General features: G+C 62.4%; 20 protein-coding genes. 9 read left to right on the forward strand and 11 right to left on the reverse strand.

Annotation, left to right across the window (positions count from 1 at the left end):
• Positions 1–15: 15 nt before the first annotated feature.
• From pstB to pstS, 4 genes are all read right to left on the reverse strand, one after another.
• Positions 16–795 carry a phosphate ABC transporter ATP-binding protein PstB gene (gene pstB, locus ACT3TP_RS11100; protein WP_444616662.1) on the reverse strand — a complete coding sequence of 260 codons (780 nt, stop codon included), beginning with the start codon at positions 793–795 and terminating at the stop codon, positions 16–18.
• A gap of 48 nt (positions 796–843) precedes the next feature.
• Positions 844–1,977, reverse strand: a complete 1,134-nt coding sequence (gene pstA / locus ACT3TP_RS11105) for a phosphate ABC transporter permease PstA (protein WP_444616660.1) — start codon at positions 1,975–1,977, stop codon at positions 844–846.
• The gene (gene pstC, locus ACT3TP_RS11110) at positions 1,977–2,912 is read right to left on the reverse strand and encodes a phosphate ABC transporter permease subunit PstC (protein ID WP_444616658.1); all 936 of its coding nucleotides are present in this window, start codon (positions 2,910–2,912) and stop codon (positions 1,977–1,979) included. Before pstC ends, pstA begins: the two co-directional genes overlap by 1 nt.
• A 105-nt stretch (positions 2,913–3,017) precedes the next feature.
• Complete coding sequence (gene pstS, locus ACT3TP_RS11115) at positions 3,018–4,133, reverse strand: phosphate ABC transporter substrate-binding protein PstS (RefSeq protein ID WP_444616656.1); 1,116 nt, start codon at positions 4,131–4,133, stop codon at positions 3,018–3,020.
• 216 nt (positions 4,134–4,349) lie between these two features.
• Here pstS and ACT3TP_RS11120 point away from each other — a divergent pair, with 216 nt between their 5' ends.
• From ACT3TP_RS11120 to disA, 3 genes are read left to right on the forward strand one after another with little or no spacing between them, the layout of a single operon-like run.
• Entirely contained in the window at positions 4,350–5,480 is a 1,131-nt protein-coding gene (locus ACT3TP_RS11120) for an FUSC family protein (RefSeq protein WP_096285967.1), read from the forward strand.
• 30 nt (positions 5,481–5,510) lie between these two features.
• A complete protein-coding gene (radA, locus tag ACT3TP_RS11125) occupies positions 5,511–6,905 on the forward strand; it encodes a DNA repair protein RadA (protein WP_444620600.1) in 1,395 nt (464 codons plus the stop codon).
• A gap of 33 nt (positions 6,906–6,938) precedes the next feature.
• On the forward strand, positions 6,939–8,012 hold the full coding sequence (gene disA / locus ACT3TP_RS11130) for a DNA integrity scanning diadenylate cyclase DisA (RefSeq protein WP_105553650.1): 1,074 nt from the start codon (positions 6,939–6,941) through the stop codon (positions 8,010–8,012).
• On the opposite strand, the gene ACT3TP_RS11135 is transcribed toward disA, so the two are convergent.
• Positions 8,009–8,611: a hypothetical protein gene (locus tag ACT3TP_RS11135; RefSeq protein ID WP_444620601.1), complete on the reverse strand. Its 603-nt coding sequence runs from the start codon at positions 8,609–8,611 to the stop codon at positions 8,009–8,011. The genes disA and ACT3TP_RS11135 overlap by 4 nt on opposite strands.
• Before the next feature lie 86 nt (positions 8,612–8,697).
• Between ACT3TP_RS11135 and ACT3TP_RS11140 the strand changes: the two genes are divergently transcribed.
• Together ACT3TP_RS11140 and ACT3TP_RS11145 are read left to right on the forward strand one after the other, a co-directional pair.
• Complete coding sequence (locus ACT3TP_RS11140; RefSeq protein ID WP_444620602.1) at positions 8,698–9,606, forward strand: A/G-specific adenine glycosylase; 909 nt, start codon at positions 8,698–8,700, stop codon at positions 9,604–9,606.
• A 53-nt stretch (positions 9,607–9,659) separates the two neighbouring features.
• Positions 9,660–10,460 carry a DUF1206 domain-containing protein gene (locus ACT3TP_RS11145; RefSeq protein WP_444620603.1) on the forward strand — a complete coding sequence of 267 codons (801 nt, stop codon included), beginning with the start codon at positions 9,660–9,662 and terminating at the stop codon, positions 10,458–10,460.
• On the opposite strand, the gene ACT3TP_RS11150 is transcribed toward ACT3TP_RS11145, so the two are convergent.
• A complete protein-coding gene (locus ACT3TP_RS11150; RefSeq protein WP_255248426.1) occupies positions 10,457–10,963 on the reverse strand; it encodes an amino-acid N-acetyltransferase in 507 nt (168 codons plus the stop codon). The two genes, ACT3TP_RS11145 and ACT3TP_RS11150, sit on opposite strands and share 4 nt — an antisense overlap.
• A gap of 115 nt (positions 10,964–11,078) precedes the next feature.
• On the opposite strand from ACT3TP_RS11150, the gene ACT3TP_RS11155 reads away from it, so the two are divergent.
• Genes ACT3TP_RS11155 through ACT3TP_RS11170 form a run of 4 tightly spaced genes read left to right on the forward strand, consistent with a single transcriptional unit; the run spans position 11,079 to position 13,579 of the window.
• A complete protein-coding gene (locus ACT3TP_RS11155; RefSeq protein ID WP_176484164.1) occupies positions 11,079–12,278 on the forward strand; it encodes an MFS transporter in 1,200 nt (399 codons plus the stop codon).
• Positions 12,279–12,668, forward strand: a complete 390-nt coding sequence (locus tag ACT3TP_RS11160) for a helix-turn-helix domain-containing protein (RefSeq protein WP_096285977.1) — start codon at positions 12,279–12,281, stop codon at positions 12,666–12,668.
• Between the two features lie 47 nt (positions 12,669–12,715).
• On the forward strand, positions 12,716–13,123 hold the full coding sequence (locus tag ACT3TP_RS11165) for a VOC family protein (RefSeq protein ID WP_105553656.1): 408 nt from the start codon (positions 12,716–12,718) through the stop codon (positions 13,121–13,123).
• A gap of 9 nt (positions 13,124–13,132) precedes the next feature.
• On the forward strand, positions 13,133–13,579 hold the full coding sequence (locus tag ACT3TP_RS11170) for an iron chaperone (protein WP_105553657.1): 447 nt from the start codon (positions 13,133–13,135) through the stop codon (positions 13,577–13,579).
• A gap of 70 nt (positions 13,580–13,649) precedes the next feature.
• On the opposite strand, the gene ACT3TP_RS11175 is transcribed toward ACT3TP_RS11170, so the two are convergent.
• The 5 genes from ACT3TP_RS11175 to ACT3TP_RS11195 all read right to left on the reverse strand — a co-directional run.
• Entirely contained in the window at positions 13,650–16,163 is a 2,514-nt protein-coding gene (locus ACT3TP_RS11175) for an ATP-dependent Clp protease ATP-binding subunit (protein WP_444620604.1), read from the reverse strand.
• Between the two features lie 292 nt (positions 16,164–16,455).
• The gene (locus tag ACT3TP_RS11180) at positions 16,456–16,776 is read right to left on the reverse strand and encodes a histone-like nucleoid-structuring protein Lsr2 (protein ID WP_105553659.1); all 321 of its coding nucleotides are present in this window, start codon (positions 16,774–16,776) and stop codon (positions 16,456–16,458) included.
• A gap of 138 nt (positions 16,777–16,914) precedes the next feature.
• Positions 16,915–17,082 (reverse strand): hypothetical protein, encoded by a 168-nt coding sequence (locus tag ACT3TP_RS11185; RefSeq protein WP_181148467.1) that lies wholly within the window; start codon positions 17,080–17,082, stop codon positions 16,915–16,917.
• Positions 17,083–17,087: 5 nt separating this feature from the next.
• Positions 17,088–18,602, reverse strand: coding sequence for a lysine--tRNA ligase (gene lysS / locus ACT3TP_RS11190; RefSeq protein WP_105649777.1), 1,515 nt, complete (start codon positions 18,600–18,602; stop codon positions 17,088–17,090).
• 121 nt (positions 18,603–18,723) lie between these two features.
• The coding region (locus ACT3TP_RS11195) for a M13 family metallopeptidase (RefSeq protein WP_444620605.1) at positions 18,724–20,508 on the reverse strand (1,785 nt) is incomplete at its 5' end.

The following is a 20,508-nucleotide window of genomic DNA, read 5'->3' on the forward strand; positions in this document are numbered from 1 at the left end:
CGGCAGACGAAATCTTTATCCGAAGCGTCCGGAGACGTAATCCTCGGTGGCCTTCTGCTCCGGGTTGGAGAAGATAGCAGCGGTTTCGTTGTACTCGATGAGCTTGCCCGGCTTGCCGGTGCCCGCGATGTTGAAAAACGCGGTCCGATCCGAAACACGCGCGGCCTGCTGCATATTGTGGGTCACGATCACCACGGTGAATTCGCTCTTCAGCTCGTTGATCAAATCCTCGATAGCCAGCGTGGAGATCGGGTCCAGCGCCGAGCAAGGCTCATCCATCAAGATGACGTCGGGCTTCACCGCGATGGTGCGCGCGATACACAGGCGCTGCTGCTGGCCACCGGAAAGCCCGGAGCCTGGCTTGTCCAATCGATCCTTGACCTCGTTCCACAGGTTCGCGCCACGCAAGGACTTCTCAACCAGCGAATCCGCATCGGAGCGGGAGATCTTCTTGCCGTTCAGCTTCACTCCGGCCAGCACATTGTCCTTGATGGACATGGTGGGGAATGGGTTCGGACGCTGGAAGACCATGCCAATCTGGCTGCGCACGGTCACCGGGTCAACGCCTGGGCCGTAGAGGTCATCGCCGTCGAGCAGCACCTGGCCCTCGACGCGGCCGCCCGGGATGACCTCGTGCATGCGGTTCAGCGTGCGCAGGAAGGTGGACTTGCCGCAGCCCGAGGGGCCGATGAATGCGGTGACGGACTTTGGCTCGATGTTGATCGAGATGTCTTCAACCGCGAGGAACTTGGAGTAGTAGACGTTCAGATCATTGACGTCGATACGTTTTGCCATGGTGTAATCCTTGAAAATCTAGTGGGGTGAGTGCCGGAGCCTAGCGGCTCAACGGCCCTTCTTCGGGGCGAACAGCGAGGCGATCAATCGGGCACCGAGGTTCAGTGCCATCACCATCAGGATGAGCAGCAGGGCAGCGGCCCAGGCGCGCTGCACCGAAGGATCGATATTCGTCGGGCTGGTCGGAGTCAGGATCTGGTAGTAGATGAAGGTCGGCAGCGTGGACATCCAGTTTGCGAAGACGTTCATATTGATGCTGCTGGCAATGCCTGCGGTCACCAGGATCGGCGCGGTCTCGCCAATCACGCGGGCAATAGCCAGGGTGACGCCGGAGGCGATGCCGGAGATCGCGGTCGGGATCACTACCTTCAAGATGGTGCGCCAGCGGCGCACGCCCAGCGCGTAGGAAGCCTCGCGCAACTCGTTCGGAACGATCTTGAGCATTTCCTCGGTGGAACGCACCACCGTAGGGATCATCAGCACGCTGAGCGCTACGGCCGCGACGATGCCCATGCGGGCGTTCGGGCCTAGGATCAGTCCGAAGAACGCGGCGGCGAACAGGCCGGCAACGATCGAAGGGATACCGGTCATCACGTCGACGAAGAAGGTGATGGCCTTGGCCAGCACTCCGTTCTTCCCGTATTCGACGAGGTAGACCGCGGTGAGCATGCCCACCGGCACCGAGATGACGGTAGCCCACAAGGTAATCATCAGCGTGCCCAGCAGCGCGTGGTAGGCACCGCCGATAACCGGCGCGCCGTCCGCTACGCTCTGGTTGTCCACCGCACCGGTGACCCCATTCATGGAGCTGAACAGGAAGTGCGAGTTCATCCCCGGCAATCCCTTTTCCAGCACCGTATAGAGCACCGAGGCGAGCGGGATCAGCGCCAGCAGGAAGGCCCCGTAGATCAAGTAGGTCCACATGGCGTTGCGGCCCTGGCGCCTGCCCTCGACCACCGAGGTGATCACCGTACCGGCGATCACGAAGAGCACCGCCGAGTAGATCGCGAAGGTTGCCACGCTGAAGCCGGTCAGCGTGGAGAACGCGGCACCGATGATGATCGCGCCGGCCGCGGTGGCGGGCACCGCCCAGCGCGGCAGCTTTCCCTTGGAAAGCGAATTGCGCTTGCGGCTCGGCGGGGTCGGCTGGGCCGCTTGGGTGTTAGTAGTCATGACACTCATCAGTTAGCTCCCGAGAATTCCTTGTGCCGGGCGATGATGCCACGGGCGATCATGTTCACGATCAGCGTGATCATGAACAGAACCAGGCCGGCGGCGATCAGCTCGGCCAGACGCAACCCGAAAGCCTCGGGGAAGTTCAACGCGATTTCTGCCGCGATCGTCTGGTTGCCGGTCTTGATCAGCGATGGGATCAGATTGCCGGTGGAGAGCACCAGTGCTACCGCCATGGTTTCACCCAGCGCGCGCCCCAGGCCCAGCATGACCGCGGAGATGATTCCCGGACGGGCGAAGGGGATCACCGCGGTGGTGATCATTTCCCAGCGGGTGGCGCCCAAAGCCAGGGCCGCCTCCTCGTGGAGCTTCGGGGTCTGCAAGAAGATTTCGCGGCTCAGCGAGGTGATGATCGGCAAGACCATGACCGCCAGCACGATGCCTGCGGTGAGCATGGTCTTACCGGTCTGCGAGGCAGGACCGGCGAAAATCGGGATGAAGCCCAGGTTCGTAGCCAGCCATTCGAAGGCCGGAACAAGCGCCGGGGCGAGCACCATATAACCCCAGGCGCCGTAGATCACCGAAGGGATCGCGGCCAGCAGGTCGATGACGTAGCCCAGCGGGCCGGCGACCTTGCGCGGGGCGAAGTGCGAGATGAACAGGGCCACGCCGATACCGACGGGAGTGGCGATAAGAATTGCGATCGCCGAGGCGATCACGGTGCCGATAACAATCGGCCAGATGTAGGCGAAGAAGCCTTCCCCGCCGGAAATGTCGGCCGGATCGGCGACAAACGTCGGCAGGGCCTGAATGAGCAAGAAGATCGCAACGGCGAACAGCGTGACTAGGATCAGCACCCCGGCGGCTAATGCCGTTCCGGAGAAGATCTTGTCGCCCGCTTGACCCGAGGTCGATGACTTGCTTTTCAAAGCATTGGTAGTCATGGCAGGAGCCTTTACAAGGGAGGGGGTTACGACTGCGAGGTCGTGGGGTGGAGGGGGTTGCGTGGGCGAATCACTTCGATCCGCCCACGCGGTGCTGCGTTGTTACTACTTGGCGACGGTGATTGCGTCCAACGACTTAGCGGCCTTCTCGGCGATTGCCGCCGAGATTGGCGCGTTGCCCGCCGAGTCCTGAGCGGTCTTCTGGCCGTCTTCCGAGATCACGTAGTTGCCAAAGGCCTTTACCAGGTCAACTGTAGCCTGATCTTCGTAGGTGGTGCAGAAGATGTGGTACGAAAGCAGCACGATTGGGTAGGTGCCGGCTTCGGTGGTGTCGCGCTCCAGGTCCAGCGCCAGATCGATCTCGGCTGCGCCTTCGACTGGGGTCGCGGTCTCCAGCGCCTTGGCTGCCGCCTCGGCCGAGATCTTGGTGTATTCCTCGCCGACCTTCACGTTTACGGTGGACAGGTTGCCTACCGCGGAGAAGTCGGCGTAGGTGATGGCGCCATTGGTGGAGGTGGTGGTCGAAACCACGCCGGAGGTGCCCTTGGCGTTCTCCGACTGGATGTCGCTTGGCCAGTCACCGGAAACGTCGTAGTCCCAGACATCGCCGGCAGCGGCGGAGAGGTACTCGACGAAGTTCTCGGTGGTGCCGGATTCGTCGTTGCGGTGCACCACGGTGATGGCGGTGTCCGGAAGTTCAACGTCCGGGTTCTGGCTGGCGATAGCCTCATCATTCCACTTGGTGATTTCCTTCTTGAACACCTTGGCGATGGTTGCCGAATCCATGTTGATCTCTTCGACGCCCTCCAGGTTGAAGGCAATCGCGATCGGGGAGACGTAGGCAGGGATGTTGAATGCGCCCTCGGGACCGCAAACTTCCTTGGCCTTGTCTGCCTCATCGGCCTTCAGGTAGGCATCCGAGCCGGCGAACTGCGCGCCGCCTGCGAGGAATGCTTCGCGGCCCGCGCCGGAGCCATCTGGCGAGTACTGCACGTTGGCGTCTGCATTCTCAGCCTTGAAGCCGGTGATCCAGGCTTCCATGGCCGAGTTCTGGCTGGAAGCGCCAATGCCGGTCAGCGTGCCGGTGACGCCGGCTGCCGCCGAGCTGTCTGCACCTTCCGAGCCAGCGGCTGCGGTTGGGTTGTCGGATCCGCAGGCGGTCAGCGCGAGCGCGGCGACGGAAAGGACTGCAGCTGCGCTGCCAAAACGATTGAGCTTCACGAGTATAACTCCCCATTTATCGATGATCTAAGTAGAACCAGCAGCGGACATCTGCCACGCTTCGTATACGACGTTAAACGCCCGAGGTAACCAGCTGACCCGGCGAAGGTGAACAAAAGGTTAACAACCTTTCGAACGCACCGTGAGCTCGCTCACGGCCGCAATAACCTCGTAGCCAGTGCGCCACGTCACGGCGGCTCGTGGAACACTAGTCACATGCCCCAAGCACGAATTCCGCAACGCGTGAGCAAGTTCCTGGCCCAACGCAACCGTTCCGGGCTGGTGCGCGCGCGCAATTCCTTGCCGCGCATCCTGCGCATGACCCTGGGGGCAATCGGCGCGTTCTGGATCGCCTCGGCGATCTGGGGGCACACGGACCCCATCTTCGCCGCCACCAGCGCGCTGATCTCGCTGGGCTTCGGGGCCGCCACCACCACCCGGCGCACCGCCGAGGTGGCCCTGGGCTGCACGCTCGGCGTGGCGCTGGGCGATGGGCTCATGCACTGGTGGGGGCAGGGCATCTGGCAGGCCGCGGCGGTCATGTCGCTGTCCTTGGTTGTTGCCCGCTACCTGGATTCGGGAGCGATCTTCTCCACCCAGCTGGGCATGCAATCCGCCCTGGTGGTATTGCTGCCGATCAGCGCGGACGGGCCCTTCGCCAGATCATTCGACGCCATGACCGGTTCCGTGCTGGCGCTGCTGATCATCGTGCTATGGCCCAGCGATCCGCGGCGCACCCCGATCGGCGCCCTGTCGGATCTGCTCAAAGAACTCTCCGAGGCAATGATCGAATGCTCCTGGGCGGTGCGGGACGACGATCACCGCTCGGCCTTCCACGCCCTGATCAAGGCGCGCGCCACGCAACGCCACGTCGAAAAGCTTCCCTCGGCCTTCCGCGTGGCCAAGGAAATCGCCACCCTGTCCCCCACGGCGCGCAGGCACCGGCACGAACTTGCCCGGCTCGCCTTGCGGCTGGAGCACTACGACCGTGCCGCACGCAATAGCCGCGTCTTCGCCCGCCGCCTGGCTTCGGTGCTCAGCAACGGCGCGCTGACCGCCGAGGGGGCGCAGAATGTGGCACCGCTGCTGCGCGATGTGTCCGAGGCGGTCAACACCATGGCCCATTCGGTGCGCGAACCCACCGTGGCGGGGCAGCGAAAATTCGAGAAGGCCGCGCGCCACCAGCTCGAAGCCGTGGCGGCCCAGCTTGACCCGCGGGAACTGGGCGTCGAGGGGCTCCAAGGCGAAGGCCTGGTGCTGCTCCTGCGTCCGCTGGTCGTCGACCTCCTGCAGGCCGCCGGCCGCGATCACCAAGAAGCCGTCGGGCCGCTGCCCCGCCTGAGCTGAATTGTCCGCCGGCCTCGATAGCATTGGTACATGGCCAAGACCTCGACACGCAGCAAGTCTTCAGCAAGCTATAAATGCGCCGAATGCGGCTGGACGACGATCAAATGGGTCGGCCGTTGCGGCGAATGCCAGGCCTGGGGTTCGGTGGAGGAATCCGGCGCGGTGACCGCTCGCACCGCCCCGGCGGCGAAGGTCGCAAACCTTGCCCAGCCCATCTCGGAAATTGACGGTTCCGCGGCGGCTTTCCGCAGCAGCGGCGTCTCCGAACTGGACCGGGTGCTTGGCGGCGGCTTGGTGCCCGCCGCGGCGATCCTGCTCGCCGGCGAGCCCGGAGTGGGCAAATCCACGCTGCTCCTCGACGTCGCGGCGAAGGCCGCCCAGACCGGGCTTCGCGTGCTCTATCTAACCGGCGAAGAATCCGCGGCGCAGGTGAAATCCCGCGCCGAGCGCATCAACGCCATCGCGGACAATCTCTACCTGGCGGCCGAAACTGACCTGTCCTTGGCCCTCGGGCAGATCCGCGAGATCGACCCGCAGCTGCTGGTTTTGGACTCGGTGCAGACCTTCTCCTCGGCCGAGATCGATGGTTCCGCCGGCGGCGTTTCGCAGGTGCGTGAGGTTGCCGCCTCCATCATCAGCGCGGCGAAGACCCGCGCGATGACCACCATCATGGTCGGGCATGTGACCAAGGAAGGCTCGGTGGCCGGCCCCCGCCTGCTCGAGCACCTGGTGGACGTGGTCTGCCAATTCGACGGGGAGAAGCATTCGCGCTTGCGCATCCTGCGCGCGCTGAAAAACCGCTACGGCGCCACCGACGAGGTGGGCTGCTTCGACTTGAATGAAGATGGCATCCAATCGCTGACCGACCCGTCGAAACTCTTCGTAACGCGAACCCGCAATCCGGTGCCCGGCACCTGCATCACGGTGACCTTGGAGGGCCGGCGCCCGCTGGTCGCCGAGGTGCAGACGCTGCTTTCGCGCTCTACCGCACCGGCCCCGCGCCGCGCGACCAGCGGCCTGGATCCGGCCCGTGCGCAGATGGTGCTCGCGGTCCTCCAAGCGCGTGCCCGCATGGATCTGTCCTCCATGGATTCCTATATCGCCACCGTCGGCGGAGTGAAAATCTCCGAACCGGCGGCGGATCTCTCCTGCGCCCTGGCGATCGCTTCCTCGATGAACGAATTCCCGCTCCCGCAGGACTTCGTCGCCTTCGGCGAGGTGGGCCTGGCCGGTGAGGTCCGCCAGGTTCCGGAGATCTCCCGCCGCATCACCGAGGCGGCCCGCTTGGGGTTCTCCTTCGCCATGGCTCCGGCTACCCCCGAGCCGCTGAAAAACATCCCGGCGGGCATCCGCGTCTTCCAGGTCGAGTCGATCGCCGAGGCCCTGGATGTCGCCTTTACCCAAAGGCAGAACTCCACGCGATAAAATGGGGGTTGCTGCCCGCTGAAAGGACGCACGGTGAAACTGCACCCCACCCCCGCATTGCTCTCCACCCTGGCCCGCATCGCCCCGGGAACCGAACTTGCCGAAGGTCTCGAACGCATCCAGCGCGGACGCACCGGAGCGCTGATAGTCCTCGGCCACGACCGGGTGGTCGAGTCCATCTGCTCCGGCGGTTTCCGCATCAATACCGAATACGCCCCGACCCGGATCCGCGAACTGGCGAAAATGGACGGGGCGATCATTCTTGACGCAACCGGCAAGCAGCTGCTCCAAGCCGGCGTGCAGCTGATGCCGGACGCGGTGATCGAAACCCAGGAGTCGGGCACCAGGCACCGTACGGCCGAGCGGGTGGCGATGCAGACGGGTTTCCCGGTGATTTCGGTGTCCCAGTCGATGCACACCATCACCCTCTATGCCGCCGGCGAGCGCTACGTGCTGGAAACCAGCGGGCGGCTGCTGGCTCGCGGCAATCAGGCGGTGGCCACCCTGGAACGCTATCGGCACCGCCTGGATCAGGTGACCAGCGCCCTGTCGGCAGCCGAAATCGAGGACGTTGCCACGGTGCGCGAGGTGCTTGCGGTGTTGCAGCGCACCGAGATGCTGCGGCGCACCAGCGAAGAGATCTCCCGCCACGTGCTCGAACTCGGTGTGGATGGCCGCTTGCTGGCAGCTCAGCATGCCGAGCTGCTCGCCGGGATCCAGACCGACAACCAGCTGATCCTGCGTGATTACTCCAACGCCGAGGGCGCGGAGCTGGATATCGATGCGGCGCTTGAAAAGCTGCATGAGATTTCCGATTCGCAGTTGATCGAGCTGGAGGCGCTGACCAAGATCCTGTTCCCGCACGCGACGGTGAGCCAAGATGACCAGCTCACCCCGAAGGGCTACCGGCTGCTCTCGCAAATCCGCACGGTGCCCAAGGCTATCGGGGAGCGCTTGGTAGCCGCCTTCGACAACCTGCAGCATCTCATGGCCGCTTCGACTACGTCTCTGATGGAAATCGAAGGGGTTGGCGAACAGCGTGCACGCTCGATCCGCGAGGGGCTGGCCCGCATGGCCGAATCCTCGCTGCTGGACCGCTACATCTAGTCCAGTTGGAAAGTGACGGGTTCCGAGTTGTTTTCGCCCAAGGCCGCGGTGAACTTGTAGGTTCCAGGTCGGGGCTGCACGTTGACCGACTTGCAGCCCGGGGCCGAACGCTGCCGGGACCAGGAGAAACGCGCAGATTCTTTCTGCCCCGGCTTCATCATGAGCTGTACGTCTTCGCCGTCGGTGAGGCAATCGACCGTGGAGAAGATCCGATCGTTGCCGCTGGTAATCAAGAATTCCTGCTGCGTGGTGCCCACGTTCAGCTCGCACTCACGCTTGGAGCTATTCTCGATTCCGAGGATGAGCACAGGCTGCTTGTCGGTGGCGTAGGAGCCGGCATCCGTCTGCGCGGTGATTTCGATCTCTTCCACCGTGCATTTTCCGTCCGAGCTCGGTTCGGCTGATTCGCTGGGGCTTGCCGAGTTGGTCGGCGCGGCTTGCGGATCGCCAGCTCCTGCCGGGCTGGCCCCGAGGATTCCGGCCAGCGCAACGGTGCCCCACACCAGCAAACCGACAATAGCCAGTGCGATCGCGACCACGGCAATGCGCCGACGGCGATATACGCTCGCCGCCGATTTTGCCCCCGATGCATTGCTCATAGCTTAAGGCTAGTTCATCGCTGGCCCACAGCGCGGTAATGCAGGCCGATTCCGCACCGTGAATCGGCTCGCTTAGAGTGGAGTACGTGCAAGAAATCCACCGCCAGATCAATGACTGGTACTCCGCCAACGCCCGCGACCTTCCTTGGCGACGCCCCGGAGTCACCGGGTGGGCCGTCATGGTCAGTGAATTCATGCTGCAGCAAACCCCCGTAGTACGAGTGCAGCCCGTCTGGGAAGAGTGGATGCGCCGCTGGCCGCGGCCCCAAGATCTTGCCGCGGAGCCACTATCCGAGGCGCTCAAAGCCTGGGGGCGCCTAGGCTACCCGCGCCGGGCCATGCGCTTGCATGCGGCGGCCATCGAAATTACCACCGAATACAACGGCATCGTCCCCGAAACCGAAGAGCGGCTGCGGACCCTGCCGGGGGTGGGCGAGTACACCGCCGCGGCGATCGCCTGCTTCGCCTACGGGCAGCGCACCGTGGTGGTGGACACGAACATCCGCCGGGTGCACGCCCGGCTCTTCGGCGCGATGGCCTTGCCCGAACCGAACCCGCGGGCCAGCGAGTTCGCCCGCGCCCGCCAGGTGCAGCCCGAAGACACCGAAACCGCGAACCGCTGGAACATCTCGGTGATGGAACTCGGCGCGCTGATCTGCACCGCCCGCTCCCCGCAATGCGAGGCTTGCCCGGTTTTCGAGCACTGCGCGTGGATCAAGGCAGGGCAGCCGGCCCCGCACTATGTGCCCAAGGGGCAAGCCTGGAAGGGCACCGACCGGCAGGTGCGCGGGGCGATCATGGCGGTCCTGCGCGAACACGAAGAACCAGTGCGGCGCGAGACTTTCCTCGCCGACCTCGCGCGCCAGGAGCACGCAAAGTTCGTTGCGCTAGGGAAACTCGAGGCACCGCTCGAGCAGCGTGAACGCGCGTTGGCCGGGCTGCTGCGCGACGGGCTGACGATTGACGATGCAGCCGGGGTGCGCCTGCCAAGCTGACCCGGTGCGCGCCGTGTCTCGCATTCGGCCTCCTGCCAACTTATGCTGTGCCTATGAAAGGTTCAGCCGACGCAGTTCACGCCGCCCGCATGGCGGCCGATCACCCCTGGTTTGAGCGTGCCGCGCGCTTGGGCTACGCCGCGAACGGCCTGCTGCATGGGGTCCTGGGCCTGCTCGCGGTCCTCCTGGCAACCGGCGGGTCGGCGGAAGCCGACCAGAGCGGTGCACTGCAGGCGCTTGCCGCGCAACCCTTCGGCGAGGTGCTGCTGTGGGTCTGCGCCGCCGGGGCCGCGCTGCTGGGATTCTGGCATCTCGGGCAGGCTTTTTTCGAGCAGGAGAAGCTTTTTGGCCGGCTCAAATATGTGGCCACGGGCCTGGTTTTCATCGTGGTCGGCGCCACCTTCGGCCGCTACGCGCTCGGCGGCAGGAGCGACTCCGGGCAAACGGCAAGCAGCTTCAGCGCCGAACTGATGGGCCATCCGCTCGGGCGGATCGCGCTGATCCTCTTGGGCTTGGCGCTGATCGCCATGGCCGGCTACTACGCCTACAAGGGTGTGACCCGAAGGTTCCTAGCCGACCTCTCGGCCTCGGGCGGAACAAAGTTCTCCCCCGCCATCAAGCTCAGCGGAACCATCGGTTATGTGGCCAAGGCCCTGGTGCTCGCGGCCCTCGGCTTGCTGTTCATCAGCTCAACGATCCAGCAGGACCCCGACGAGGCCACCGGGGTGGACGGAGCATTGAAAGCGATCCGTGAGCAAAGCTTCGGAGCACCAATCCTCACGACGATCGGCGTGGGCCTGCTGGCTTACGCCCTCTACCTTTTCTTCCGCGCGCGTTTTGACTCGATGGACTAGAAGGCCAAGATCATTCGAGTGTTGCCCAGCGTATTCGGCTTCACGCGGGCCAGATCCAGGAATTCCGCGACGCCTTCATCCCGTGAGTGCAAGAGTTCCTGATACACCTCATGGTCTACCGCCGACTGGTCCTCCATGACGGTGAACCCGTGACGTTCGAAGAAGGCCACCTCGAAGGTCAGGCAGAAGACCCGTGAAACTCCGACGGCCTTGGCCCGGCGCAGCAATTCCTCGATGAGCGCATGCCCCACCCCCTGCCCGCGGTACCGGGCTCCGGTGGCGAGGGTGCGGATCTCGGCGATATCCTCCCAGATCACATGCAGGCCGCCGCAGCCGGCTACCTCCCCGCCTGCGTCTTCGGCGATCACGAACTCCTGAATGGACTCGTAATAGGTCACCGACTCCTTATCCAGCAGAATCCGGTCTACCGCCAAGGGCCGAACAAGATCCCTGATTTTGGCAACATCGCTGGTACGGGCTGAACGGACGGTAAAAGTATTCACCTGCCAAATACTATTCGCGCGGTCAACGTCACCCAAGCATTCACGTCTTTTTTGTGACACATCAGCTAGGCAATATGCAACACTAAGGACGGACAAGTTCAAATCAGGGAGCATCATGCAACGGCATATGGCCAAACCCGGAGCCGGCCTGCTGCTGGTACTCCTCGCGGCGGTGGGCATTGCACCGCTGTTCACCTACGGGTTGAGCGCGACCAGTGACCTTGTCATCCGCGACCTGCAAATCAGTGAGGCGCAGTTCGGCTTGCTGGCTACCGTGTGCTTCGGTTGCGCAGCCGTCGGCAACGCCGCTTTCAGCTCCTTCGCGGACCGGCAAAAAGACACCACCCTATTCATCATCATCTTCGGCCTGGCCGCGGCCGCGCTGGCGCTCGTTGCGCTTCCCGGCGGCTATGCGGTACTCCTGATCGCGGCCATGCTCGCCGGGTTCGCCCAGTCATTCCCGAATGGGGTGACCAATCGGGTGCTGGTCCAACGCGTGCCAGTTGCCCAGCGCATCACCTGGACCGGGGTCAAGCAATCCGGGGTGCAGGTGAGCCAGCTGGTAGGCAGCCTGGGATTCCCGCTGTTGGCAGCTTGGGTGGGTTGGCGCGGTGCCTCGCTCGCCGGAGCGGTGCTGGCAGGGGTGCTCGGTGTGCTCGCGGTGAAGCTGGTCAACGCCACCGCCATGCTGCCGGCCGCCCCGAGCATCAAGCGGGAGAACTCGGCAACCGCTACCGGCCCGTCCACCCGTTTTATCGTCGTCACGCTGACCGTCTTCGGCTTCATCAACGGCTTGGGGGTGCAGGCGACCAACGTGTACCTTCCGCTCTTTGCGGTGCGCGAGTTGGACTTTTCATTGCTGCTTGGCGGCCTGACCGCCGCAGTGGCCGGCGCCTTCGGAGTCAGCGCCCGCATCGGCTGGGGCGCGCTGATGGCACGCGGGGTCTCCGCGCCGAAGCTGCTGCTCACCCTGGCGTTGCTGGCTACCAGCGGAGGGGTGACCTTCTGGCAGGCTCAGGTGCAGGACTCGGCGTGGCTGCTGTGGCTGGCGGTGATCCTGCACGGTGCGGCGGCGCTGGGCGTCTCGGTGGTGCTGATGGCGGCTTTGCTTCGCACCGTGCCTGCGGCGTCGCTGGGCAGCTCCACCGGCATCGTCTCGGCCGGGCAATTCGCCGGCTTCACCTTTGGCCCGCTGCTGATGGGCGCGCTGATCTCTTCGCCTGGCGGATTCACCGCCGGGTGGATTGCGGTCACCGGAATTTACCTGTGCTGCGTGCTCTTGGGGCTCTACCTGGTCTTCCGAAAGCGCGCCTAAATGGATTTGCAGACGCTCGCCCACCTGCGCAGGGCCCGTGACCTGATGGACCGCAGATATGCCGACCCCTTGGACGTGCCGGCCATGGCATCTCGTGCGCTGATGTCCCCCGCGCATTTCTCCCGCGAGTTCAAGCGCGCCTATGGCGAAACGCCGTATTCCTACCTGCTGACCCGGCGTATTGAGCGGGCCATGCACCTGCTGCGCGCCGGGGTGTCGGTGACGGATGCCTGCATGCAGGTCGGCTGGAGCTCGCTGGGTTCCTTCAGCAGCCGTTTCACCGAGGTGGTTGGGCAGTCCCCTTCGGCCTATCGCGAGCGCGAGCATTCGGCGACGGAAGAGATTCCCGCCTGCATTGCCAAGATCCTGCTGCGTCCACCGCGATTCTGAGCAGTTTTGAAGAAGCCGGGCGGAAATCCCGCCGCTAGGCTGAAATCATGACAAATATTAGTGTGCAGTATGTTCCCGTGACGGTTCTCGACGTTGATGAGGCCCTGGTTTTCTACCGTGACGCGCTCGGTTTAGCGGTAGCCTCCGACGTGGCTCACGGCGGGTTCCGCTGGGTATCCCTCGCCGTTTCGGGTCAGCCCGGGCTGAACTTGGTGCTTTCCGCTCCGGGCGCGGGGCGCTCCGCAGAAGACGCCGCTGCCCTCGGGGAGCTTATCGCCAAGGGTGCGCTGGGCGGTTTGGTGCTTTCGGTTCCCGACGTGGATTCGCTCTTCGAATCGCTGAGCGCCAGCGGTGCGGAGGTATTGCAAGAGCCCGTGGACCAGCCGTGGGGGCCACGGGATTGCGCCTTCCGCGATCCCTCGGGCAATATGGTTCGCATCAATCAGGTTTCCTAGGAGAAAAGCATGCCGGATACAGACCAGTCGGGATTCAGCGCCGCCGAGAAGGCCGCAATCAAGGAACGCGCGGCCGAGGTAAAGGCTCCGAAGAAGCGCATGACCAAGGCCGAGAAGCAGGAGCAGGCGCGCAAGGATCTTGAAGCGAAGATCGACTCCTTCGAGGGTACGGACAAGGAACTGGCCCAGCGCCTGCACGAACTCATCACCGCCACCGCGCCGCAACTGGAGCCAAAGCTCTGGTATGGCATGCCCGCCTACGCGCTCGATGGCAAGGTGCTGTGCTTCATCCAGGATGCGAAGAAGTTCGAGGCCCGCTACCTGACCTTCGGATTCAACGATGTGGCGATGCTCGATGAGGGAACGCTGTGGCCCACCTCATTCGCGATCACCGGGTTGAACGACCAGCAGGCCGCGATGCTCGCCGCGCTGGTGGCGAAGGCCGTCGGAAACTAAATAAAAAGCACCGCGGGTGCGGATTCCGGATTTCTCCGGAATCCGCACCCGCGGTGCTTAATGCTTCATCTTAGCTTTCCAGCGCCGCCGGTGCCGGCTCGCCTTCCAGCTGGCCGTTGCCGCCCTCGGCGTGGAAGACGAACTTGCGCGTCTCCGCCTCGCCTTCGACGTCCACGGTGATCTTCTGGCCGGTGACGATCTGCCCGAACAGGATTCGCTCGGAAAGCTGGTCCTCGATATCGCGCTGGATCGTGCGGCGCAGCGGGCGTGCACCCATTGCAGGATCGTAACCGCGCTCGGCGAGCAGGCTGCGTGCAGCCTGGGTCAGCTCGATGGTCATGCCGCGGTCGTCCAAGCGCTTGGACAGGCGTGCGATGAACAGATCAACGATCTCTTCGATCTCATCCTGGCTCAGCTGCGGGAAGACCACGGTGTCATCAACACGGTTCAGGAATTCCGGGCGGAAATGCTGGCGCAGCTCCTCCTGGACCTTGGCCTGCATCCGCTCGTAACCGGTCTTGGTGTCCGAGGCGGACTGGAAACCAGTCATCACGCCCTTGGAGATGTCGCGGGTACCAAGGTTGGTGGTCATGATGATGATGGTGTTCTTGAAGTCCACCACGCGACCCTGGGAGTCGGTCAGTCGGCCGTCTTCCAGAATCTGCAGCAAGGAGTTGAACAGGTCCGCGTGGGCCTTCTCCACCTCGTCGAAGAGCACGACGGCGAATGGCCGACGGCGCACCTTCTCGGTCAGCTGGCCGCCCTCTTCGTAACCGACGTAGCCCGGAGGGGCACCGAACAGTCGCGACACGGTGTGCTTCTCGGAGTACTCGGACATGTCCAAGGTGATCAGCGCGTCTTCCTCACCGAAGAGGAATTCGGCCAGCGCCTTGGCCAGCTCGGTCTTGCCCACGCCGGTCGGGCCGGCGAAGATGAACGAGCCGCCGGGGCGGTTCGGATCCTTCAGGCCTGCACGGGTACGGCGGATCGCCTGGCTGATCGACTTGATCGCCGAGTCCTGTCCGACGACACGCTTGTGCAGCTCTTCTTCCATGTTCATCAGGCGCGTGGACTCTTCCTCGGTCAGCTTCACAACCGGAATACCGGTCGAGTTAGCTAGCACCTCGGCAATAAGATCCTCGGTGACCTCGGAGATTTCATCCAGGTCGCCGTTGCGCCAGGACTTTTCCTTCTCGTTCCGGGCCTCGATGAGCTTGGACTCCTTGTCGCGCAGCGAAGCGGCACCTTCGAAGTCCTGCGCATCGATCGCAGCTTCCTTCTCCAGTCGCACGGTGGCGATTTCCTCGTCCATTTCCTTCAGCGCCGGCGGGGCGGTCATGCGCTGGATGCGCAGTCGTGCACCCGCCTCGTCGATCAGGTCAACGGCCTTATCCGGCAGGAATCGGTCCGAGATGTAGCGGTGCGCCAACGTGGCGGCAGCCTGCAGGGCACCGTCGGTGATGGACACGCGGTGGTGCGCCTCGTAGCGGTCACGCAGGCCGCGCAGGATCTGCGTGGTCAGCTCGACCGAAGGCTCCTTGACCTGAATCGGCTGGAAACGACGCTCAAGCGCCGCGTCCTTCTCGATATTCTTGCGGTACTCATCCAAGGTGGTGGCGCCAACGGTCTGCAGCTCGCCGCGGGCCAGCATCGGCTTCAGGATCGAAGCCGCGTCGATTGCGCCTTCGGCGGCACCGGCACCCACCAGGGTGTGGATCTCGTCGATGAACAAGATGATGTCCCCGCGGGTGCGGATCTCCTTGAGCACCTTCTTCAGGCGTTCTTCGAAGTCACCACGGTAACGCGAGCCAGCCACCAGCGAACCGAGGTCCAGGGTGTACAGCTGCTTGTCCTTGATGGTCTCCGGCACGTCGCCACGCACGATCGCCTGGGCCAAGCCCTCGACAACCGCGGTCTTGCCGACACCAGGTTCACCGATCAAGACCGGGTTGTTCTTAGTACGGCGCGAGAGGACCTGCATAACGCGTTCCATCTCGTGCTCGCGACCGATCACCGGGTCCAGCTTGCCCTCGCGGGCGGCTGCGGTGAGGTTGCGGCCGAACTGATCCAGCACTACCGAACCGGCAGGAGTTCCCTCCTGCTGGCCACTGGAGCTGACACCAGCCGAGGCGGTGTCCTTGCTTCCCTGGTAGCCCGAGAGCAGCTGGATGACCTGTTGGCGCACGCGACCGAGGTCGGCACCCAACTTCACCAGCACCTGGGCTGCGACGCCCTCGCCCTCGCGGATCAGGCCGAGCAGGATGTGCTCGGTTCCAATGTAGTTATGCCCCAGCTGCAACGCTTCACGCAGCGAGAGCTCCAAAACTTTTTTGGCGCGTGGAGTGAAGGGGATATGACCGGAAGGTGCCTGCTGGCCCTTTCCGATAATCTCCTGCACCTGCTCACGCACGGCACCCAACGAAATATTCAGCGATTCGAGCGCCTTGGCGGCGACCCCATCACCTTCGTGGATAAGACCGAGCAGCAGGTGCTCGGTGCCGATGTAGTTGTGGTTGAGCATGCGCGCCTCTTCTTGGGCGAGCACGACAACTCGACGGGCACGGTCGGTAAATCTCTCAAACATCTTCGGCACACTCCTTGCTTACCAATAATTCGATGCTACGCACCGCGGGGCCACAATGCGCCCTTGTTCGCCATAGGGATAACCCGCAGGGCTAGATGACGGATTATTCGAATGGCAAACCAATATCTGTCAGGCAAATTTTATCGTCAATTTATTCGTTCCATCTTCAAGCAAATGATTTTGATTGGTGCACCAAACAAAATCATCGTAATCTGCTCGTGATACAAGCAAAGGGCCGGAGTACCTTTCGATACTCCGGCCCTTTGCCGAGACTAATTCAACACCTAGTGAATTACTTGGCGCGACCCCGGCCACCCTTGCGCATAGCTGCGTTATAGGCGTCAACAACATCAGCATTCAAACGCCCGCGGGCGTTGACCTTAATGTTGTTTTCCTTGGCCCATGCGCGAATTGCAGGAGCCTCACTCGCACTGCTTTGCTTCGCCGAACGCGCAGCTTCGATATATGGCTCCAGGGCCGCACGGAATTCGTCGGCGTGCTCCGAGTTCAAGTCAATCTCGTAGTGCTGACCAGCAATACTGAACGAAATCGACTCAACCGCTTCGCTGCCATCAATGTCGTCAATCAGGGCAATCTGAACCTGACGTGCCATTATTCTTATTCCTCCATGCGTGGATTTGCTGAACTAAGTCCATAAGAACTCAAAGTTCATTGCAAAAATCAAGTATAGTCAGATTTTGCAATAAATTCGAACGCATCAAACAATTAGGAGGTAATTACTAGGATTATCCTAATTCCCGGACGTGCTGGTTTCTGAATTACCATGATGTGCGATTTTAGCTTCGGCTTCGGCCTGGGCTTTGCGCTCATTCCGATCTGCGTTTGAAATCGCCTTGATCGCGTACCAAAATATGAGCCCCAGCACGATAGTTGGAACAATTGCCTCTACATATGGCATGGGATTTATGCCTCCGGCTTGAGTAATGGGAACAGGATCGTTTCGCGAATTCCTAGGTCGGTGAAGAGCATAACCAGTCGATCGATGCCCAATCCGATACCACCCATTGGTGGGGCACCGTACTCCAGTGCGCGCAGGAAGTCTTCATCCAGTTGCATTGCTTCCGGGTCGCCACCGGCAGCCAACAACGATTGCTCGGTCAGGCGCTCACGCTGGATGACTGGGTCGATCAGCTCGGAGAACGCGGTACCGCGCTCCATGCCACCGATGATCAAGTCCCACGCTTCAATGACGCCGGGCTTTGAACGGTGTGGCCGCGCCAGCGGCTGGGCCAGTGGCGGGTAATCGCAGACGAAGGTCGGGTCGATCAGCTTCGGCTCGACGATCTCGCCGAATAATTCGATGACAAGCTTCTGCGCGCTCCACGACGGGTCGATCTTGACTTGGTGCTTTTCGGCGACGCCACGCAATACCTCGGCGTCGGTCTCTGGGGTGATCTCCACGCCCACGGCTTCGGAGAGGCCCGGGTACACGCTCAACCAGCGCCATTCGCCGTCCAGGTTGATGGTGCCGTTTGCGGTCTCGATGGTGCGACCGGCGCCGATGGCATCCGCCGCGTTGAGGATCATCTGCTGCATGCGCTCCGCCATCACGTACTGGTCTGCGTAGGCTTCGTAGCATTCAAGCATGGTAAATTCCGGCGAGTGCGTGGAGTCCACGCCCTCGTTGCGGAAGATGCGGCCGATTTCGAAGACCCTGTCCACGCCGCCAACCACTGCACGCTTGAGGTACAGTTCCAAGGCGATGCGCATGGTCATTTCCTGATCGAAGGCGTTCAAGTGAGTCTTGAATGGGCGAGCCGAGGCTCCACCGTGCACCAGCTGTAGCATCGGGGTCTCTACCTCGACGTACTCGTGGTCCTCGAGGGTGCTGCGCACCGCACGGATGATCGCCGCGCGCTTGTACACCATTTCGCGGGCTTCGTTGCGAACGATCAGATCCGCATAGCGCTGACGCACACGGGTTTCTTCATTCAGGTCTGCGTGCAGGACTGGCAACGGGCGCAGGGCCTTGGAAGCCATTTCGAAGCCATCTGCCATCACCGACAGTTCGCCGCGACGCGAAGAAATTACCTCGCCGGTCACGAATACGTGGTCACCGAGGTCGACCAGGGACTTCCACTGGGCCAAGCGCTCTTCGCCGATATTTGCCAGCGAAAGCATAACCTGCAGGCGGGTGCCGGCGCCCTTCGGGCCGCCCTCCTGCACGGTGGCGAAGCAGAGCTTGCCGGTATTGCGCATGAAGACGATACGTCCGGCAATGCCGACCTTGACGCCGGTCGCCTGATCTGGCTCGAGCTCCGGGAACTGTTCGCGGACTTGCTGCAGGCTATGAGTGCGTGCCACCCCAACCGGGAAGGCTTCCTCGCCGTTTGCCAGCAGGGCGTTGCGCTTATCGATGCGGACCTGACGCTGGTCGTTTGGATCGGTGCTATCTGCGGAATTATTTTGGGAAGTCACAATAGTCCATTCTACGTGCCATTCTTAGTCATTTGGCAGGATCATGATGCGCCTTACACGGTGATCTGCGCGCCTTAACGAATTCAAGGCGCAGAGATTGCTCCCTGCGCCTTGCCTGGTACTACCAGATGGTCACTCGATCTGCCGGATCAAGCCACATTCCATCGCCCGGCTTGGTGTCAAAGGCCTCGTGGAAGGCAGTCAGGTTCTTCGGCACCTGATTGCAGCGGAACTCGCCCGGCGCGTGCGGGTCGGTGGTCACACGCACCACTGCGGTCTCCGGCCGGATCAGCGTGCGCCAGCACTCGGCCCAGGAGTAGAAGAAGCGCTGATCGCCGGTGACACCGTTGATTATCTCGTCCTCTTCGATGCCGCGGGCGGCCAGCTCAAGCTTGTAGGCCCGGTAGGCGATGCCGAGCCCTCCGAGGTCACCAATGTTCTCCCCGAGCGTCAGTTCCCCGTTCACCTGGTGGTCCGGTGCCTCGGTGGGGCGCAAAGCGTTGTACTGGTCGACCAGCTTGCCGGTGAGCTGCTCAAAAGCCTCGCGGTCCGCCTCGGTCCACCAGTTGGTCAGCTGGCCGGTTCCGTCATACTGTGAGCCCTGGTCATCGAACCCATGGCCGATCTCGTGTCCGATGACCGCACCGATCGCCCCGAAGTTCGAGGCGACGTCACGGTCCTTGTCGAAGAATGGCAAGCGCAAAATGGCAGCTGGGAAGGCGATCTCATTGAGCAGCGGATGATAGTAGGCGTTGACGGTCTGCGGATACATGAACCAGAGTTCGCGGTCCACCCCGTCATCGATCTTCTTCAGCTCGCGCTTGAATTCGAATTCGTTCGCCGCCGCAAGGTTGGCGATGACGTCCACCGGATCGGTCTCGATTGAGGAGTAATCGATCCACTCGTTCGGATAGCCGATCTTAGGCCGGAACATCGACAGCTTCTCAAGGGCCTTCTCGATGGTCTCCGCTCCCATCCACGGCAGATTCGAGATCGATATGCGGTAGGCCTCGATAAGCCGCTCAACCAGTGCGTCCATCGCGTGCTTGGCTTCTTCCGGGAAGTGCTTGGCCACATAGAGCTGACCAATATCCTCGCCTACGCCGCCTTCGGTGAAGGAGACGCCGCGCTTCCAGCGTTCCTTCAGCGTTTCCACCCCACCGAGCTTGGCCGAGTAGAAAGAGAAATTCTCATTGACAAACGCACTGGACAGGTATGGTGCGAAGGAACGCAGCGCCTGAACGGTGAGCCAGTTCTTCCAGCTCTCCAGGGGTTCTGCGCTGAGCAGTCCGGAGAGCGCTTCGAAGTAGCTTGGCTGCCAAAATACTACCTCGGCAGAGTACTTCGATTCGATCCCGGCGCCCTTCAGCCAGGTGCGCAGGCCGGGGAACAACTTGAAGACTTCTTCTTCGGTCATGAGGTTATAGCGTGCCTGAGCATCACGGACCTTGACCCGATCCCAGTGATGACTGGCTATCTTGGTCTCCAACGCAGTCACGGAGGCAGCCGCCTGCGCAGGGTCGGGAATGCCGCCGAGCGCCAGCAGCCGGGTTAGGTGTTCTTCATAGTCGGAGACGGTCTGTGCGAACTGTTCTTCGCGGTAATAGGACTCATCTGGCAACCCAAGACCGCCCTGCAAGAAGGTCAACAGGTTTCGTTCCGGGTTTCCGGCATCGTTCATTGCTCCCGAGGCAAGGAAGCCACTTATGCCCTTGCGATAGAAGGAGCCAGAAAGCTCAAGCAGGGATTCGACATCTGAAACGTTCGAAATTGCCTGCAGGTATTCGGCGACCGGATCGGCGCCGCGCTGTTCGATGACTTCTTCGTTCATGAAACTACCGTACAAATCGGCGATACGCTGTGACGGACCCGCTAGTTCTGATCCGGATTCGTGCGCTTTGACTGC

Source organism: Glutamicibacter sp. AOP38-B1-38, from assembly GCF_052377485.1.
Taxonomy (GTDB): Bacteria; Actinomycetota; Actinomycetes; order Actinomycetales; family Micrococcaceae; genus Glutamicibacter.

Bases quoted from the DNA above. Each gene is read 5' to 3' on its own strand.
- pstB (WP_444616662.1), bottom strand. From the start codon at position 795: ATGGCAAAACGTATCGACGTCAATGATCTGAACGTCTACTACTCCAAG.
- pstA (WP_444616660.1), bottom strand. From the start codon at position 1,977: ATGAGTGTCATGACTACTAACACCCAAGCGGCCCAGCCGACCCCGCCG.
- pstC (WP_444616658.1), bottom strand. From the start codon at position 2,912: ATGACTACCAATGCTTTGAAAAGCAAGTCATCGACCTCGGGTCAAGCG.
- ACT3TP_RS11120 (WP_096285967.1), top strand. From the start codon at position 4,350: ATGCCCCAAGCACGAATTCCGCAACGCGTGAGCAAGTTCCTGGCCCAA.
- radA (WP_444620600.1), top strand. From the start codon at position 5,511: ATGGCCAAGACCTCGACACGCAGCAAGTCTTCAGCAAGCTATAAATGC.
- ACT3TP_RS11135 (WP_444620601.1), bottom strand. From the start codon at position 8,611: ATGAGCAATGCATCGGGGGCAAAATCGGCGGCGAGCGTATATCGCCGT.
- ACT3TP_RS11145 (WP_444620603.1), top strand. From the start codon at position 9,660: ATGAAAGGTTCAGCCGACGCAGTTCACGCCGCCCGCATGGCGGCCGAT.
- ACT3TP_RS11155 (WP_176484164.1), top strand. From the start codon at position 11,079: ATGCAACGGCATATGGCCAAACCCGGAGCCGGCCTGCTGCTGGTACTC.
- ACT3TP_RS11160 (WP_096285977.1), top strand. From the start codon at position 12,279: ATGGATTTGCAGACGCTCGCCCACCTGCGCAGGGCCCGTGACCTGATG.
- ACT3TP_RS11165 (WP_105553656.1), top strand. From the start codon at position 12,716: ATGACAAATATTAGTGTGCAGTATGTTCCCGTGACGGTTCTCGACGTT.
- ACT3TP_RS11170 (WP_105553657.1), top strand. From the start codon at position 13,133: ATGCCGGATACAGACCAGTCGGGATTCAGCGCCGCCGAGAAGGCCGCA.
- ACT3TP_RS11175 (WP_444620604.1), bottom strand. From the start codon at position 16,163: ATGTTTGAGAGATTTACCGACCGTGCCCGTCGAGTTGTCGTGCTCGCC.
- ACT3TP_RS11180 (WP_105553659.1), bottom strand. From the start codon at position 16,776: ATGGCACGTCAGGTTCAGATTGCCCTGATTGACGACATTGATGGCAGC.
- ACT3TP_RS11185 (WP_181148467.1), bottom strand. From the start codon at position 17,082: ATGCCATATGTAGAGGCAATTGTTCCAACTATCGTGCTGGGGCTCATA.